The 17,220-nt window shown below is 56.8% G+C and carries 16 protein-coding genes; 9 read left to right on the top strand and 7 right to left on the bottom strand.

What is annotated here, in order from left to right; all coding sequences use genetic code 11:
• Positions 1–40: 40 nt before the first annotated feature.
• From JDW22_RS04265 to JDW22_RS04240, 6 genes are all read left to right on the top strand, one after another.
• A complete protein-coding gene (locus tag JDW22_RS04265) occupies positions 41–916 on the top strand; it encodes a tetratricopeptide repeat protein (RefSeq protein ID WP_200521844.1) in 876 nt (291 codons plus the stop codon).
• Positions 917–1,074: 158 nt separating this feature from the next.
• Positions 1,075–1,953, top strand: a complete 879-nt coding sequence (locus tag JDW22_RS04260) for an SPFH domain-containing protein (protein ID WP_329610699.1) — start codon at positions 1,075–1,077, stop codon at positions 1,951–1,953.
• Positions 1,922–2,146 carry a hypothetical protein gene (locus JDW22_RS04255; protein ID WP_200521842.1) on the top strand — a complete coding sequence of 75 codons (225 nt, stop codon included), beginning with the start codon at positions 1,922–1,924 and terminating at the stop codon, positions 2,144–2,146. The genes JDW22_RS04260 and JDW22_RS04255 overlap by 32 nt, the downstream gene beginning before the upstream one ends.
• 110 nt (positions 2,147–2,256) lie before the next feature.
• Positions 2,257–3,636, top strand: coding sequence for a DNA repair protein RadA (gene radA, locus JDW22_RS04250; RefSeq protein WP_200521841.1), 1,380 nt, complete (start codon positions 2,257–2,259; stop codon positions 3,634–3,636).
• A 342-nt stretch (positions 3,637–3,978) separates the two neighbouring features.
• Positions 3,979–4,836, top strand: a complete 858-nt coding sequence (locus JDW22_RS04245) for a Hint domain-containing protein (protein ID WP_200521998.1) — start codon at positions 3,979–3,981, stop codon at positions 4,834–4,836.
• A 144-nt stretch (positions 4,837–4,980) separates the two neighbouring features.
• The gene (locus JDW22_RS04240; RefSeq protein WP_200521840.1) at positions 4,981–6,645 is read left to right on the top strand and encodes a VWA domain-containing protein; all 1,665 of its coding nucleotides are present in this window, start codon (positions 4,981–4,983) and stop codon (positions 6,643–6,645) included.
• A 447-nt stretch (positions 6,646–7,092) separates the two neighbouring features.
• Here the strand turns inward: JDW22_RS04240 and JDW22_RS04235 are convergent, their stop codons facing one another.
• The 4 genes from JDW22_RS04235 to JDW22_RS04220 all read right to left on the bottom strand — a co-directional run bounded on the left by JDW22_RS04235 (position 7,093) and on the right by JDW22_RS04220 (position 13,344).
• Positions 7,093–11,526, bottom strand: a complete 4,434-nt coding sequence (locus JDW22_RS04235) for an autotransporter family protein (protein WP_200521839.1) — start codon at positions 11,524–11,526, stop codon at positions 7,093–7,095.
• A gap of 316 nt (positions 11,527–11,842) precedes the next feature.
• Positions 11,843–12,700: an FAD:protein FMN transferase gene (locus tag JDW22_RS04230; RefSeq protein WP_329610706.1), complete on the bottom strand. Its 858-nt coding sequence runs from the start codon at positions 12,698–12,700 to the stop codon at positions 11,843–11,845.
• Between the two features lie 235 nt (positions 12,701–12,935).
• Positions 12,936–13,109: a hypothetical protein gene (locus tag JDW22_RS04225; protein ID WP_200521837.1), complete on the bottom strand. Its 174-nt coding sequence runs from the start codon at positions 13,107–13,109 to the stop codon at positions 12,936–12,938.
• Between the two features lie 76 nt (positions 13,110–13,185).
• Complete coding sequence (locus tag JDW22_RS04220) at positions 13,186–13,344, bottom strand: hypothetical protein (RefSeq protein WP_200521836.1); 159 nt, start codon at positions 13,342–13,344, stop codon at positions 13,186–13,188.
• A 223-nt stretch (positions 13,345–13,567) separates the two neighbouring features.
• Between JDW22_RS04220 and JDW22_RS04215 the strand changes: the two genes are divergently transcribed.
• On the top strand, positions 13,568–13,780 hold the full coding sequence (locus JDW22_RS04215; RefSeq protein ID WP_200521835.1) for a heavy-metal-associated domain-containing protein: 213 nt from the start codon (positions 13,568–13,570) through the stop codon (positions 13,778–13,780).
• Positions 13,781–13,876: 96 nt separating this feature from the next.
• On the opposite strand, the gene JDW22_RS04210 is transcribed toward JDW22_RS04215, so the two are convergent.
• The 3 genes from JDW22_RS04210 to JDW22_RS04200 all read right to left on the bottom strand — a co-directional run bounded on the left by JDW22_RS04210 (position 13,877) and on the right by JDW22_RS04200 (position 15,721).
• Complete coding sequence (locus JDW22_RS04210; protein WP_200521834.1) at positions 13,877–14,788, bottom strand: J domain-containing protein; 912 nt, start codon at positions 14,786–14,788, stop codon at positions 13,877–13,879.
• Positions 14,789–14,860: 72 nt separating this feature from the next.
• Complete coding sequence (gene rnhA, locus JDW22_RS04205; protein WP_200521833.1) at positions 14,861–15,307, bottom strand: ribonuclease HI; 447 nt, start codon at positions 15,305–15,307, stop codon at positions 14,861–14,863.
• A 165-nt stretch (positions 15,308–15,472) separates the two neighbouring features.
• Entirely contained in the window at positions 15,473–15,721 is a 249-nt protein-coding gene (locus JDW22_RS04200) for an NGO1151 family protein (RefSeq protein WP_040558338.1), read from the bottom strand.
• 65 nt (positions 15,722–15,786) lie between these two features.
• Between JDW22_RS04200 and JDW22_RS04195 the strand changes: the two genes are divergently transcribed.
• Positions 15,787–16,620, top strand: coding sequence for a hypothetical protein (locus tag JDW22_RS04195; RefSeq protein ID WP_235964767.1), 834 nt, complete (start codon positions 15,787–15,789; stop codon positions 16,618–16,620).
• Positions 16,620–17,207: a hypothetical protein gene (locus JDW22_RS04190; protein WP_200521831.1), complete on the top strand. Its 588-nt coding sequence runs from the start codon at positions 16,620–16,622 to the stop codon at positions 17,205–17,207. The genes JDW22_RS04195 and JDW22_RS04190 overlap by 1 nt, the downstream gene beginning before the upstream one ends.
• The last annotated feature ends 13 nt before the right edge of the window (positions 17,208–17,220 follow it).

Below are 17,220 nucleotides of genomic sequence, written 5' to 3'. Positions count from 1 at the left end.
TGCTGCGCGTTCAATTCATTAGAAACAGAAGGAATACATTATGGCAGCAAACGATTCAGGCAAAACCATTGCCGTTCTCGCCCTTGTGGGCATTTTGGGCGCGGGCGCGTTTATGGGCAATTCGTGGCTGAACGCGCAACACGCTGATTACAACATCTTGCTCAATGATTTTGGCGCGTTCCAAAGCGCGTTGTCGGGCGATGCCGAAGCGCAATACACCGTGGGCAAGTTTTATGCCGATGCGGGCGAGTGGCAAAACGCCATTTTTTGGCTCAACAAATCCGCCGACCAAAACAACGCCCAAGCCCTGAGCGAAGCCGCGATGGCGTATTTGGACGGCAGAGACGGCGTGCCCAAAGATGCCAACCATGCCTGCCGCAATCTGGAAAAAGTGTACGGCTTGCATAAAGATGCCGCCAACGCCGCCAACGCGGGCTTCTGCTACGACGAAAGCATGCAGGCCTTCGCCCAAGCCTTGCCGTATTACCAAATCGCCGCTAAAGCGGGCAACAACGCCGTGCGCTACAAACTCGGTCGTTTATATGATTTAGGGCAGGGCACCGACCAAAACTACGACACCGCCGCTTATTGGTACCGCCAAGCCGCCAAGGGCAACAACGCGCCTGCTTTGTATTCGCTCGCGCTGATGTATATGCAAGGGCATGGCGTGCCCAAAAGCCCATTTGCGGCTTATGTGCTCGCCAAATCCGCGCAAGCCAAGCAAAGCGGCAACGATGCCAACGAGCTGACCCGCCGCAATTTTGACGGCAAACTATCCGAGATTGAAACCGCCTATCTGCCCAACGCGCCCAAAGCCAAAGCCGAAGTGGAGCAATATGTGAAATCGCACAGCGGCGAGGAAACGCTGGCATTGATTGACAGCCGCGTGCCTTACACCGAAACCGTTCCCGAATAACTTGCGGCATCACTGAGGCAGCCTGAAAACCGTTTTGCCCTTTCAGGCTGCCTGGGGTAACACATCAAAGGCAGCCTGAAAAGCCCGAAGTGGTGGTTTTCAGGCTGCCGCTTCGTTTACAATCAGACCGTTTGCCAACCATTTTGCAGGAGAAAACTGTGAATACCCCCGCCCCTAAACCCGCCGTAAGCTCCGCCAAAGCAGGAAAAGCCCTGTTGCTCGGCACCATTGCGCTGATTGCCGTGCTGCTGCTGATTTTCATCCGCCCCTTCGCCCGCATTGACACAGGGCAGGTGGGCGTGGTGCGCACCTTCAACGGTAAAATCAACGACGAGCCCGCCAATGTGGGCTGGCACACCACCTTCACCAGCCGCATCGACAAATACACCGTCAAAGAAATCCCCGTGCAGCTGCAAGATTTGCGCCCCACCACCAAAGAAAACATCTCCCTGCGCGATTTGGATTTTGAAATCCAATATTCCGTCAACCCGATGAAAGTGCCGATGATTGCCGCCAAATATTCCAATATGAACGGCTACGAGCAAAACAGCAAAATCTACATCCCCGCCTATATGCTGGTGGAAAAACAGGCAAAATCCGTTTCCGCCGACGCAGTTTCCCGCTTTGAAGCGCTCGCCATCAATTCCAAACGCAACGAATTGGAAAACATCATCCGCACCAATCTGCAAAAAGACTTGGATGCCAACGACCCCGACACCTTTATCGTGAGCCGTGTAACCATTTCCAACCTGCTGCCCGACGAGAAAATCCAAGAATCCATCCGCATGATTGCCGATTCGGAAAACCGCAAGCAGGTTGCCATCAACAAGCTGGAAATCGCCAAAACCGAAGCCGAAGAAAACCGCGTGCGCTCGCAGTCGCTGGACGACAAAATCCTCGCCGAGAAAACGCTGGAAGCGCTGATTAGAATGGGCGAAAAAGGCAACGTGGTCGTGGTGCCGCTGGATTTTAAAGGCACGATTATGACCGGCACGGGCGGCGCCCATGCGCCAAACAGCCCCGCGCGTTCGCAATAGGCGGGGCGGCGTTTCAGGCTGCCTTGCAGACGGCATCAGAGGCAGCCTGAAAACGTTGCCAAACCTGCAAACGATGGCGCGTCGTCGGCTCGCCGACAGCATGCCAAGCGGCAACACCTTATTGAATACGCCAGCCGTTGCCGCGCCATTTCGGTTTTCAGGCTGCCTTGGGGCTGCAAAGGTTTCAGCCTGAACGCCCTGTCAATCACCCAAAGGCAGCCTGAAACCGCCCCCAACCCTTTTCAGGCTGCCTATCCGCCCGCCCCCCAAGGCAGCCTAAAACCCAAAAAACAAGGAATCTCCATGGCAAAAGCCCCCAAAACCCTTTACCGCTGCACCGAATGCGGCGGCACCGTGCCCAAATGGCAGGGCAAATGCCCGCATTGCGGCGAGTGGAACACCCTGCAAGAAGACATCGCCGCGCCCGAGCCGAAAAACGCCCGTTTCCAATCGTGGGCGGCAGACAGCGCGCAAGTGGTGGATTTGTCGCAAGTGAGCGCGGTGGAAGTGCCGCGCCAGCCCACCGGCATGGGCGAGCTGGACCGCGTGCTCGGCGGCGGGCTGGTGGACGGCGCGGTGATTCTGCTGGGCGGCGACCCCGGCATCGGCAAATCCACCCTGCTGCTGCAAACCGTTGCCAAAATGGCGCAGAGCCGCAAGGTGCTGTATGTGTCGGGCGAGGAATCGGCGCAGCAGGTCGCCCTGCGCGCGCAGCGGCTGGGGCTGCACAGCGAGGGCATCAACCTGCTGGCGGAAATCCGCTTGGAGGCGGTTCAGGCTGCCTTAAAGCAGCACCAGCCCGCGCTGGTGGTCATCGATTCCATCCAAACCATGTATTCCGACCAAATCACGTCCGCGCCCGGCAGCGTGTCGCAGGTGCGCGAGTGCGCCGCACAGTTCACCCGCATCGCCAAGCAGATGGGTATCGCCATGATTTTCGTCGGCCACGTTACCAAAGACGGCGCCATCGCCGGCCCGCGCGTGCTGGAACACATGGTGGACACCGTGCTCTATTTTGAGGGCGACCAGCATTCCAACTACCGCATGATACGCGCCATCAAAAACCGCTTCGGCGCGGCGAACGAGCTGGGCGTGTTCGCCATGACCGAGCAGGGCCTGAAAGGCGTGTCCAACCCCTCCGCCATCTTTCTGGCGAGCTACCGCGACGACGTGGCCGGCTCCTGCGTGCTGGTAACGCAGGAAGGCAGCCGCCCGCTTCTGGTGGAAATCCAAGCGCTGGTGGACGATGCGCACGGCTTCACGCCCAAGCGTTTGAGCGTCGGCTTGGAGCAAAACCGCCTTGCCATGCTGCTGGCGGTGCTCAACCGCCATGCCGGCATCGCCTGCTTTGACCAAGACGTGTTCCTCAACGCCGTCGGCGGCGTGAAAATCGGCGAGCCGGCCTCCGATTTGGCGGTGATACTGGCGATGGTATCGAGCTTCCGCAACAAACCGCTGCCCGAGAAAATGGTGGTGTTCGGTGAGATTGGTCTCAGCGGCGAAGTGCGCCCCGTCTCGCGCGGGCAGGAGCGGCTGAAAGAGGCGGAAAAGCTCGGCTTCCAACGCGCCATCGTGCCCAAAGCCAACCTGCCGCGCAACGCCAAAGAGTTTCCCAATCTGCAGATTTACGGCGTGGAGCGGCTGGATGAAGCGGTGCAGCTGTGTCGGGATTTGGCGGAATAAACGTTTAAAAGGCAGCCTGAAAAGGGGGGATTTTCCTGTTTCAGGCTGCCTTTTAGCCGTAGGTCGGGCATTGATGCCCGACAACCCCGCTCGCAATGTCGGGCATCAATGCCCGACCTACTGCTATTCCTGTGGTACATTAGGTAGTGAAGAATTACGAATGTCACTAAATGGATTAATATGACGTTATCAGGTGAGCGCAGCTCGTCTTGCCCACCTCAACAAAAAGCAGCAAGCGTAGCCTGCATGGGGTAGCGGGCTAGCTTACATGCCGTAGTATCGGCGAAATCCTTTAACAACTTCAAGGCGGATGCCTTGAAAAACAATCTTTCGGGAGATGCAATGCACGAATTTATCTACAAACAGGCCAAAGAAAACGCCCTGTCCTCCGGCATGGGCTGCTTTATGAAGGGCACCTTGGTGGAAACGGAAGAAGGCTGGACGCCGATAGACGAACTGAAGGTAGGCGATTGGGTGATGTCGCGGCCGGAAAACGGCATCGGCGAGGCCGTGCCCAAACGGGTGGTGAACACCTTCCGCTACGAAGACAAGGAAGTGGTAATGTTGAATTTTTCTTGTTTTCCTAACCGAAATGGGAGGGGGGCAACCCTGGTCGCTACTCCGAACCACCCGTTCTGCGTGTACGGCGTGGTTACCAACCTGATTCTTGAGCATCCCAAATTCGGTAAGCTCGGTGCCTATTGGAAGGGCTGCGATTACGACGACGGCGAAGACGTGTTTGCCGGGGATGAAGGCAGGGCGAGATACGAAGCCCTGTGGGCATTTAAGCACACGCCCTACGAAATGCGGCTGTACGAACAGCCGGTGTGGAAGCGCGCCGACCAGCTTGAGCGCGGCGATGTAGTTCTGGGTCTTGAAAACGATTATTGCGTGGTGGAGGATTACCGCCCGCTGTATGCCTACCGCGATACCGACCAGGCTTGGATACAGCAGACCAATCTGGCTTACGGCTGGGAGCAGTCGGATCAGGGAGAAAATTATGATATGGTGCTGAATGAAGAATCGCGGCATAGTCCGACATGGGATTTGATGGATATGCCGAACGACGAGAACCTGCTGTATGTGGATGAGGACGGACAACGGCATTACCGCCGCTACCGCACCACGGTCTACAACATTGAGGTTGAGGATTACCACACCTATTGCGTTGGTTATCAATGTATCCTGGTGCATAACTAGAATTTATGTCGCCCTGCGACGCACGCAGTTTCTGAACTCAAAAGCAAGCGTAGGTTGGGTTGCAAAACCCGACAAAATGCAGCCTGAAAACCCCATCCCGTTTCAGGCTGCCGCCTCCTTTTTTTACCACACGGAGTTCCCATCATGAAACGCACGCTTATCAGCCTGAACATCGCCGCCGCCCTGTTACTCACCGCCTGCGGCACGCATCCGCCCGCCGCGCACAAAACCGCCGCGCGTCCCGCCATTTCATACGAAACCCCCGCCGACAAATTCATCATGTTTGAACGCAGCAATGCCGCCGCGGTGAAAGAATACGCAGGCGCGCCCGCCTATGCCGCGCTGGAAAAAACCGCCCGCATCGCACCCGCCCCGAGCCTGCCGCAAAACACCGAAAAATACGGCAAGATTGAATCCAACCCCGTGCAAGCCGTTGCCCGAAACCCCGTGTCCACATTCAGCATCGATGTAGACACCGGCAGCTATGCCAATGCGCGCCGCTTTTTAAACGACAACCGCCTGCCGCCCGCCCATGCCGTGCGGATTGAAGAGCTGATTAACTATTTTGACTACGGCTACGCCCCGCCCAGCGACGGCAAACCCTTTGCCGTGTACACCGAAACCATCGATTCGCCGTGGCAAGCCGATGCCAAGCTCATCAAAATCGCCATTAAAGCCAAAGAAATCCGCAGCAGCGCATTGCCGCCCGCCAACCTGGTGTTTCTGGTGGACGTTTCAGGCAGCATGCAGGCGCAAGACAAGCTGCCGCTGGTGAAAAAAACGCTGCGCATCCTGACCAAGCGCCTGCGCGCCGAAGACAAAGTTACCCTGATTACCTATGCCAGCAACGAAAAACTGGTGCTGCCGCCCACATCGGGCAAAGACAAAGACACCATCCTGCAAGCCATCAACCAACTGGAAGCAGGCGGCTCAACCGCGGGCGAACAAGCCCTGCAAATGGCATACGCCCAAGCGCAAAAAGCCTACATTAAAAACGGCATCAACCGCATCCTGCTGGCAACCGACGGCGATTTCAACGTCGGCATCACCGATTTCAATACTCTGAAAGACACCGTTGCCGAAAAACGCAAGGCAGGCATCTCGCTCACCACGCTGGGCTTTGGCACGGGCAATTACAACGAGCAGCTGATGGAACAGCTTGCCGATGCGGGCGATGGCAATTACAGCTACATCGACAACGAAACCGAAGCCAAAAAAGTGTTGCAGCGCCAGCTCTCGTCCACCCTGGCCACCGTTGCCCAAGACGTGAAAATCCAAGTGGAATTCAACCCCGCCACCGTGAAAGAATACCGCTTGGTGGGCTATGAAAACCGCATGCTCAAACAAGAAGACTTCAACAACGACAAAGTGGACGCGGGCGACATCGGCGCAGGGCACAGCGTAACCGCCCTTTACGAAATCATCCCCGCCGGCAAACAAGGCTGGCTCGACGAATCGCGCTACCAAGCCGCCCCGCCCCGTTCGGACAGCCTGAAAGAATACGCATTCGTGAAACTGCGCTATAAAAACCCCAACGGCAAACACAGCATCCTGCTGCAACAGCCCGTCGCCGCGCAAAGCCAGCCCCTCGCCCAAGCCTCTTCCGCCACACGCCTTGCCGTTGCCGCGGCCGCCTACGGGCAACAGCTGCACGGCGGCCAATACAACGGCAAAATGGGCTGGCAAGACATCATCGCCCTTGCCCGAACCGTTAAAAAAGACGAATACGGCACGGTGAACGAATTTGTCGATTTGCTCAACGAAGCCGCCGATTTGAGCGCGAAAGAACCCGCGGGCAAAGCGAAATAACATTTGCGCCCAGCCAAAGAAAGGCAGCCTGAAACCTGCTTTGCCCGTTTTCAGGCTGCCTTTGGATTGAATTTCAGGCTGCCTTAGGTTAAGGAAACCCGCTATGGAAGACATCAAACGGCAATATAAAGAAGCCGCCGCCGTGTTTCGCCGCCGCCCCAATCAGCATAATCGCGAAGGCATCGCCCGCCTGTATGACCTGAAAGCTGCATAGGGCAGGGCAGCCTGAAACCCCATCCATCCAACAGAAAACCGTTTGGCGCGACCGCAAACGGTTTTTGTTTTTCAGGCTGCCGTTGGGGCTTGGCAAAGGTTGCAACCCAAGCAGGTCGGGCATCCTGCCCGGTCTGCCGGTAAACGACAGCTTGTTTTTCCGATATAAAAAGGCAGCCTGAAAACGGAGAAATCCATTTTCAGGCTGCCTTGTTTATTGGCTGTCAGCTATGGTTAGAACTTCAAGCCCACGCCGAAGTTGGCTTGCCAGTCGCTGCGCGATTTGCGGATGCTGTCGGCAAGACCGGCGCGAAGCACCAAGCCGCCCACCGATTCGTATTCCGCGCCCACGCCCGCGCGCACAGTGGATTTGTTTTTCGCGGTGCGAATCGCAAAGCCGTTTTGTGCACCGTTAAAGCGTGCGGTCAAGTCTTTCTGACCGGAGGTGTGGATGTAGTCCAGCGACACTTTGGCAGACAATTTGCCCGCCGGCAGCTGGTGGGTGAAGCGCAAATCTTGGCCGATGCCCGCATCAACGGTGTTGAAGCTGCGGCCGGACACTTGCAAGCCGCCCACGCCGTTTTCAGACACGCTGTCGGTGCGCACGCGGTTGTATGCCAGCATCACTTTGGGTTCGTAGCTAATCGCGTCGTTCAAGCGGAAGGCGTATTTTCCTTCGGCAAACACGCTGGCGACCGAGGGTTTGATACGCGCATCGTATGAGCCGCTGTCATAGCCGTTGCTGATGTTGCGGCTACCTTTCAGGCTGCTTCTGCCATAAGCCGCGCCGCCTGTGAGCGTGAAATCGCCAAAGCCTTTCACCGCAAACACGCTGCCGAACACCGCGTTGCCTTTGAGCTTGCTGTTGAGCTCGCCGTCCAATTTTTCACGGCCGCCGCTCACGGCTGCGCCAACGGTGAAGCTGTCGGTAACGCCGTAGCTTACGCCTGCGCCCAAGGTGGTATCACGCGCGTGGTCGGCAATGCCGTTTAACGCGTTGTTTTGCGTGGCGCGACCGGACACGCTGGTATACACCGTGCCGCGCGGCAGCAGGCGCGCGTTGTTGTCCAACACTTCGCTGCGCGTGTCTTGGTGGTTTGCCAAGGCGGCGGCAGGCACCGCGCCGTAGATGTTTTTGTCCACGGCTTGCACCAAGTAATCGCGGATTGCCAAGGCTTGCGTTTGCGCCGTGCCTTGCGCCACGGTGTTGGCAAACGGGTCTTTGCCGTTTAACGCCGCGTTGTCCGCGCTGTTGAACGCATCTCTGTACGCGCTGATGTATGCCAGCGCGTTCACGCGGTCAAACGCAGTTTGTGATGGCTGCGGAACGGGTGTGGGCGTTGGAGTGGGGGTTGGCGTTGGGGTAGGCACAACGGGAACAGGTGTCGGCGCTGGTGTCGGAGTAGGGGTTGGAGTGGGCGTTGGTGTTGGTGTTGGTGTTGGTGTCGCAGGTTTGCGAATCAAACGCTCAATCACAGGGTTGGGGTTACGCACATCGCTGCTCACCACATTGGGGCTGGTGGTGGCGGGCGCGTTGGGGTCTTCCGACAAACCGTCGTCCACATCGCGGCCAAAGCTCAATTTGCTCGGCGTATCGCTGCGGCCCGACGAAGCCACTTGCACTTTGCCTTGCACATCCAGCGTGAGCGTGCCGCCGTTGGCGTTGTACAGCGCGTGTTGCGTTTCGCCGTCTGCTTGGTAGGTCAGCTGCGCATTGCTTGCCACCGCCAGTTTGTTGGTGTCGCGCATGTTCACGTCAGACGCAATCAGCGCATTGCGGTTCACGTTTACATTGGTCGCGCCCAGCACATCGTAATTCACCACAATCGCTCCCGCAGGGGTTTCCCGTTTGCCGCGGTTAGAGCGGCCTGCGTTGTTGGCGCGACCCAAGTTAAACGTGTTTTCGCCCGCGCCCAAATCAACGGTGCGGCCGTTCATGCGAACGTGTTCGTCGGCAATTGTCAGGCTGTCGTCGCCGTCGCCAAAGTTCATGTTGCCGTTGATAACGCTGCTGCCTGAAATATCCAGCACGTTTTTGCCCGTATCGCCGCGCACCGCCAAGGGGTTGCGGTTAACGCGGAAGCCGTTGGCGTTGAACGTGGTGTCGTTGGCGTTCACGGCCGCGCCGTCCGCCAGATACAGCGCATGGGCATAGCCGTTCACAATGCTGTTGTCCAGTTTGATGTTTTGGTTGGCAACCAACGCGCCTTTATCCACGCCCGCGCCGTTGACGATTTTGCCTGCCAAATCGTTCGTTGCGGTGTAGCTGCTGTCTTTGCCTGAGGCATCTACTGCGCCGTTGATAATGTCAAACTCTTTGGTATGGCCGTCGGCGGGAATGGACACTTTGCCGCCCGCGCCCACTTCAACGCGTTCAATCAGCTCTTCTTTGCCGTTGCGGACGGGGACGAGTTTTTTGCGTTTGCCGCTGACCAGCCATGGGTCTGCCACTTCAATTTCCTGATAGTCGTAACCTCGGTTCAGGTAAACCTTGGTGCCCAAGTTTTCCAGCGGGTCTTTTTGGTTGTATTGCGTAACCAGCGACGAATCGAAGTAGCCATAAGTCGGCGTTTGGCTGTTGCCGCCTTCGGAGCGGTACACGCCTGCAATCAGGGTGCCCGCCATCAAGCCGTAGTTTTTCAGCTTGTCGGTGCCGTAAGTGTGCACCGGCAACGGGTTGCGGTAGCTATACGCATCGTTTTTGCCGCCCGGGGTCAGAATCGCGGCGTGGCTGCCTGAAATCACCCCTGTGTTGGTGATGCTGTGCGACAGTTTGGTATCGGTGAAGATACCTGTGCCTGCGCCGACCACGTTGTAGCCGTTACTGTATCCGCTGTCGTTTTCATAGCCGTGGTAAATTTTGGCGTAACCGCTCACCACGCCTTGGTTGTAAACCGTGCCGAGCTGTTGCGGCAATTCGTCCGGTTTTCTGGCTTCCAAATCCAAAATATGACCGTTGGAGCTGAACACGGAAATGCCGCTGCCGCTGCCGCGCACATCCAAGCCTGCGCGGTGGTTGTTGCTGTTCAAAATGCCGCCGTAGCCGCTGTTTTGCGCGTTATCGGGTTTGGCGGGGGTGGTGTTGCCTTTGTCGGTTAATTGAACGTTGTCTTTGTCGGTCAACAGCGGCACCACGGGCATATCGGGGATTTCCGTGCCGCGTTTGGCGGCGTTGTATAACACGCCGGGTTGCGCTTCCAGATTGCCGGTAATCATGCCCATGTTGTTCACGCCATACAGGCGCAGCTGGGTGGCAAGCGGTTTTTGACCCCAGCCCGACCAGCTAACGGGGCCGGATACTTTGCGGTTGTTGTGCAACGACACGCCGTTGCCTGTGGCGGCGATATTGATGCTGCGGTCGCCCGCGCCGTCGCTCGCGCGAATGTGGGCTTCGCCCGAAATGCGCCCGGTGTTGTTCAAGCCGGTGATGGTGTTGCCGTTGGCTTCGCCCAAAGAGGCGTAGATTTTGGGGATTTGCGCGTTTTCGGCATACGCCAACACCGAAATGCCGTTGCCGCTGGATAGGGCTTCGGCGGTGCCTTGGATGAACACGGAATTGTTGCTGGACGTGTTGCCGGAAACCTGTTTCAGGCTGCCTGAAATGCGTCCGCTGTTTTCTACCGCGCCCAAGGTAACGGTGGTGCCGTGTTTGGCGTTGCGGCCCGAGTCTGCCATCAGCGACACGCCGTTGCCCACGGCTTTGGTTTTGGTGTAGGTGTGCGTTACGTTCGCGCCGCCGCGCACTTCCGCTTCGCCGCTGATGTCGCCGCTGTTTTTCAGGCTGCCCATATACAGCGTGTTTTCTTTCTCTTGCGAGAAGGTGTAGCGGTCGGGTGTGTCCACATAAGTCGCCAGCGACACGCCGTTGCCCGAGGCAACGGGCGTTACATCGTAGAACATGGGCACGAATTTATTCGGCTGGCGGTTTTTAATGCCTTGGAATGCCTGCGCGTTCAGGCTGCCTGAAAGCGTGCCGGTGTTTTCCACTTTGGCGATGCGCACATTCAGGTCTTTGCCATACATATCGGTTTGGCTGGTGTCTTTGGGCGGACGGGGCGTGCTGCCGTCGTCAATCAGCAAATCGTCCAAATCGTCGTCGTCCAGCTCGTCGTCGTTGTTATTGATGGCTGCGCTGCCGGATGATTTGCTACCTGACGCGCCGCTTGCGCCGCCGATGCTGTCTTTGCCGAAATCGGTGATAGTGGCCAGCAAAATGTCGTTGGCGGTGGCAAAACTTTGCACTTTGCCGTGCACGCCGCCCAAGCCGCCTTGCAGCTTGGCTTCGCCCTCGGCGATGCCGTTGTTCACAATGCCGCCAGTGAGCGAATATTCCACGCTGTTGGGGTTGGTGTGCGGTGTCCAGCCCAAAGCGTCAATCGCGTTTGCCATGCCGTTGGCATCAATGGTTGAGCCTTTTTCGCTTTTGCTGGTGGTACGGGTGGCTTCCACGTTTACTTTGCCGTGGATAAAGCCGTTGTTCAGCGCGCCGGTTTGCGCGATTTTGCTGTCGTTATCTTTCGGGTTGCCATACCAGATAATCCGCACGGGATTGCCGGCGCGGTTGAAATCGGTTTCGGATGAGCCGACAGCGGGTTTTTTGTTGATGGAGCCGTCGCGCTTTTTCGCGGCGGTGATGTCGGTGGTTTTTTTCCACGCGCTCGCCCGCATCAACGGTGGCGATGGCGCTGGAACCTTGTTGGTAAGGCACGGCGTGGGCAGACATAGCAAAAAGTGCCGCAGCAGTGTGCAGCACCAATGCCTTCTGGCTGAATTTTTTGGTGTTACTCATATATTTCCTTATTAAATAAAAGGTTATTGGCGTTAATAAAAACGGCGCGCATTATAAATTATCATTTCTTTACAATAAATGAAAATTATTCGTACAATCGTTAATTTGTTAAATAGAAATTGTTTTTATTTGTTTTGGTGTGGAATTGGCGCAACAAAAAGCCCTGCGCGTCGGCAGGGCTGATGGGGTAAGTGTTTATTTTGGCTGGATAAACGCTGCGAATTCGTCTGTGTAGGCCGTGTGCAGCGCGCCGTCCCGCCGCTCAATGATGCAAACGGCCAAATGCTCTTGCCGCGCCAAAGCCAATGCGTCTGCCGCGCCCAATGTGGTCAGGCCCGTTGCCAAGCCGTCTGCTTCCATGCTGGTGCGGGCAATCACCGACAGCGAGGCGATGCTGTTGTGCACGGGTTTCAGCGTGCGCGGGTTGATTAAATGCGTGTGCGTGTCGCCGTTTTCGTCTTGGCGGAAATTGCGGTAGCCGCCCGATGTTGCCAAGCCGTGATGCGGCAGGGCGATGATTAGATGCGGATGGTGCGGCGGCTCGGGGTGTTCAATGGCGATGCGCCACGGCTCGCCCGCGGGGCTTTTGCCTGCGCTGCGTATTTCGCCGCCGATTTCCACCAAATAATCAGGGATGCCTGCGTCTTCCAACACTTGCGCCACGGCATCCACGCCAAAGCCTTTGGCGATGGACGATAAATCCAGATACAAATCGGGGTGTTTTTTGCGCAGCAGCGTTGCATCGCCTTGCTGTTGCAGTTCAAATTTATCCATGCCCACGGCGGCGGCGCGGCGGGCGGTTTCTTCTGCGTCGGGTAATGCGCCGCGCGGCTCAGGCCCGAAGCCCCATGCGTTCACCAGAGCGCCTAGGGTAACGTCCAGCCCGCCTTGCGTGATGCGGTTGATGCGTAGGGCAGCCTGAAAAACATGGGCGAAGTCGCGCGGCAGGGGGGTGTAGCTTTCGGTGTCGCGCAGTTGGTTGATGCGGCTGATGTGGGAGCTGGGGATGTAGGTGGACATTTCGTCATTGACTTGCTGCAAGCGGGCATCAATGGCGGCTTTGAGCGTTTCGGGCGCGGGCTGGGGCGTGCAGTCTGCCTAGTTGATGTATTTGATGGTGTAGTCCGAACCCATGGTGTGCCCGCTGAGGGTGATTTGCACGGGGTCTTTGCCGATGGTGAGTGTGGTCATGATGATTGAGAATGGTTATTGAAAACGGGCGGATTGTAAATGAATTGGGGGATAAAGGCAGCCTGAAAATGGGGGGAGGGACTTCAGGCTGCCTCAGTTACGCTTTAATCACAAAATCATCATACGGCAGCGCTTCATACGTTGCCAAATCGCCCACATCACACGCTTCGCCGTGAAACAAATCTGCCCAAATTTGCTGATAAATTTCCCGCGCTGTGATGCCGCGTGGCAAGGCGAAGGTGCAATTGGTTTGCAGGAAGCAATTTTGCAATGTTGCTTCCGACTACATCACCATGCCGTAGCGCAAACTTTCTTTCACGCGAAATTGCTCGCCGGGCGAAAGCTCATCAAAGCGCGGTATTTAAATAGCCATTGACCAGTTGCCGCACGCTGGCGCGATTAGCCAGATTGAGCCCTTCAAATTGCGCCAAATCGGGGTGCATGGCTTCCATAAGCCAGCTTAAAAATTGTTCTAGGTAATGCGTGCTGATTTTTTTCTTTTTCATACGAGATTCCTTTTTCAGGCTGCCTCATTTGTTTTATTTTCGCATTAAAGGCAGCCTGAAAACGTCTTTTCATGCTGTTTTCACTTCGCAAGTTGTCTCAACCCTGCGTGCAGTGGCTAGGAAAAGCGGCTAAATAAACCCTCATACGCCATCCCCCTTGACTTTACCACGGGGTAAACCGTTATATTGCGCACTTTCCAACTCATCCACGAAAGGATAAATCATGGCAACCACCACCCTAAACATTCAAGGCATGACGTGCAACGGCTGTGTGAACAGCGTAACCCGCGTGTTAACGGGCATTGCGGGCGTGAGCCGCGCTGATGTGGATTTGGCGGGCGCAAAAGCCGTTGTGGAATACGATGCCGCGCAAACCAACCCCGCCGCGCTGGCGGAAGCGGTGGACGATGCGGGGTTTGACGCGCAAGTGGCGTAATCCTGTAAACAACAATAGGCAGCCTGAAAACGTGTGGAATGCGTTTTCAGGCTGCCTTTGTGTTGTGCGGCAGGGCGTATGCAGTTTTCAGGCTGCCTATTCTTTGGCGCGCTGCAAATAAACGGTGGCTTCTTTTTGGTTGTCGGATAGGGCGATGGTTTCGCTGGTAACGGTTTCGCCGGTGTCCAGCTGCACATAGCGGATGGTGTAGCTGCCTGCTTCCAGCGCGGTGAGCGGGAGCTGGCTGCGCTCTTCAATAAAGAAGGTGCGCAGGGGTTGGGGGGCGTTGGCTTGGTGTAGCTCGGCGAATACGTCGGAGGTGTTGCGGATGTTGTCCACGAAGATGGTGAGCTGCTTGGTGGTGCTGCGGGTGTAGGGGTAGTTTTTCACATAGCCTGATGTGCTGGGGAAGGGCTCGCCGTTGGGCGCGGTGCTGGGGCGAACGTAGTTGCTGGGGGTGGCTTCGTTGGCCGGTGCCGGCAGGGGGGCGGCAACGGCGGGCGCTTCGTTTTCAGGCTGCGTTGCATCGGCTGGGGCGGTGCCGGCGGTTTCAGGCTGCGTTGCGTGGGTTTCTTCTTCGGCGGCTTGGGTTTTGAGGTAGCTGTTCAGTTGCCAAAAAAACAGGGCGACAAGGGCGCAGCAGGCGATGATGAAGAGGGGCTGCCACAGTTTTTGCTTGGATGTTTTGGGTGCGGGGGCGGCGGTGTTGGACGCGCTGCATTCGTTTTCAGGCTGCCTTTGGGGTTGCGGGGCAGATTGCCACCGCAGCGTGGGCTGTTGGGGGATGCGGAGAGTTTCCTGCTGTTGTATCCAGCGGTCGTGTTCGGCGCGTTGTTCGGGGTCGGACAGGACTGCGTAGGCGCGGTTGATGAGCTGCATGATGCGGCTGGCATCTTCGCTGGGGTTTAAATCGGGGTGGTATTGCTTGGATAGGCGGCGATAGGCTTGGCGGATGGTTTGCTCATCGGCATCGCGGGGGATTTGCAGGTTGTCGTAATGGGTTCGCATAGTGGGGTGGGGCGGTGTTTTGAGTCGTATTGGTTTTCAGGCTGCCTGTTGTGCGTCAAAACACAATCAGTTTTAAGGCTCAACGCTGGCTACGCCTTGGTTGGCAAGCGCATCGGCGCGTTCGTTTTCGGCGTGCCCTGCGTGTCCGCGCACCCATTGCCATTGGATTTGGTGTTGCGCGGCGAGCCGGTCTAGCTGTTGCCAAAGGTCTTCGTTTTTAACGGGTTGCTTGGATGCGGTTTTCCAGCCGTTTTTTTTCCAGCCGTGTATCCATTTTTCCATGCCGTTTTTCACATATTGCGAGTCGGTGTAAATGACCACGGCGCAGGGGCGTTTGAGCGCGGCAAGCCCTTGGATGATGGCGGTGAGCTCCATGCGGTTGTTGGTGGTGTGCGCTTCGCCGCCGAACAATTCTTTTTCGTGGCTGCCATAGCGCATCAGCACGCCCCAGCCGCCTTTGCCGGGGTTGCCTTTGCATGCGCCGTCGGTGTAGAGCGATACGGTTTTGTCTTGGGTCATAAATTTTTTAGCTTCGCTAAATTATTGTGTTTTTAGCCTTGCGCGTTGCGCTGCGGCATACCCCTTTGTTCCCCAATCAAAGATTTGGACAAAGGGGCAAGACTGCCTCAGGCTGATGAAAGCCAACAGCCGTTTGGCAAAATCGGGTAAAATTTGCCGTCTTAACTACCGCTTATCGCGGAAAAACGCATCCACCGCTTCTTGAAACAAATCGGCGTGAACGCTGTTGCTGTAACCCAACTCCGCCACTTCGTCTTCAAAAGCAGCCTGAACGGATTCCACGATGTTTTCCGCCATCTCCGGCGGCATGGCACGCAAAAAGCCCTGCAACGCCGCCGCCAACACACGATTTTGCATCAGCAGCATATCATTGGTTTCTTCCAAATAATCCAAACGCTGTTCCAAATCTTCCATTTTGTCTCGCTTTTCGGCAAAAAAGCGGTATTGTAGCAAAACCCCTTTTTATGGACACGCCCAGAATGAATCAAAACAACCCGTTTGCTTCCGACATGGTTTTCACATTAAGCGAAGACAACGATTTTCGCCCCGCCCCCGCGCCGCAAACGCCCGCCCTGAGCGACAACGATTGGGAGCGCAATCTCAACGCGCTGCGCAGTCGCCAAGAAACCGACCATGCCAACGATCGCGCCTCGTTCCCCGACATCACCATCACGCTGCCCAGCGAGCGCGAGCACAACCTGCGCGATTTGTCCGACATCTATCCCAACACCAACGAGCTGCGCCCCTTTGGCGACAAAGAGCTGGATGCCGCCTACCGCGAATATTTGAGCCAAAGCGTAGCGGAGCACAACTGGCGCGACAGCATCACCGACACCGAAGTGGACGTGCTGATTCAAGAAGACTGGCTTGCCGCGCAAACCGCGCTGCAAAGCGAGCGCACGCGCCGCTACGCGCACGAAACCAAAACCGTGCTGCTCAAAAGCACAGCCGGCGAATCCGCCGCCGAAGCCGCCTCCGCCAGTTTAGGCAGCCTGAAAAACGATGCGCCCGTTGCGCTGCCCGATGTGGCGGTGCATGTGTACGAATTGCCCGATTTGCCTTCCACCCGCCGCGTGCGCGTGCTATCCGAGCAAGAATTGATGCAAGGCATCCGCGATAAGCTGCTGCCGCATTTAAGCAACGCCGTGGCGGGCATGGTGCGCCAAGCCTTGCAGAAAAAACTCGCCATGCTGTCGTATGATTTGCAAACCATGCTCAACGAAGAAACCCCGCAGCTGGTGGAAGATGTGCTAGACCACAATTTGAACGCGATTTTCCGCTCGGTGAAGGATGCGGCGGCGTTTAAGAAATAATGCTGATTGATGGGAAGAGGCAGTCTGAAAAATCCGAAGTGGTGGTTTTCAGGCTGCCTAAACTATTCCCCTGCCCCAAAAGGCAGCCTGAAAACGACCTCCCGCCCAGCCCAAACGGAGTTCCCATGCGCCACTTATTTCCGCTAATTTGCCTGCTCGCCCTCCCGCTTACCGCTCACGCAGGTGGCGACTACACCCCCGCGCAAATCAGCCAGTTTTCAGGCAGCGGCGGGCATTACCAATTTATTGTAACCCAGCAGGGCGACCGCCTGCTCTACAACGACTACTGCCGCAGCTATCGCGTTCTGATTGAGCCGCGCAAACGCACCCTGCGCGACATCATGCTGCCGTTTCTTTCGTCTAACGACCACCCCGAGCCGCACGAAACCGAAGCCGCTGCGCAAGCGTTGCAAAACGCCGCCGCGCACAAACGCACCGTTCACTTTGGCTACATGGGCGGTGGGCTGTTCCCCGACAAACGGCAAAAATGCCTGTATCACGGCATGGGCATGGAGCTGCACCACGGGGATATTTTTGTGCATCAAGATGCGCGCGAGGGGTTGTATCCTTATTTGGATGGGGGATAGGTAGCCTGAAAGT

It is taken from the genome of Kingella bonacorsii, from assembly GCF_016623605.1.
GTDB classification, from domain to species: Bacteria; Pseudomonadota; Gammaproteobacteria; order Burkholderiales; family Neisseriaceae; genus Kingella_B; species Kingella_B oralis.
Note: the sequence above shows the minus strand (reverse complement) of the source record. Positions and strands in the feature narration are given on the sequence as shown.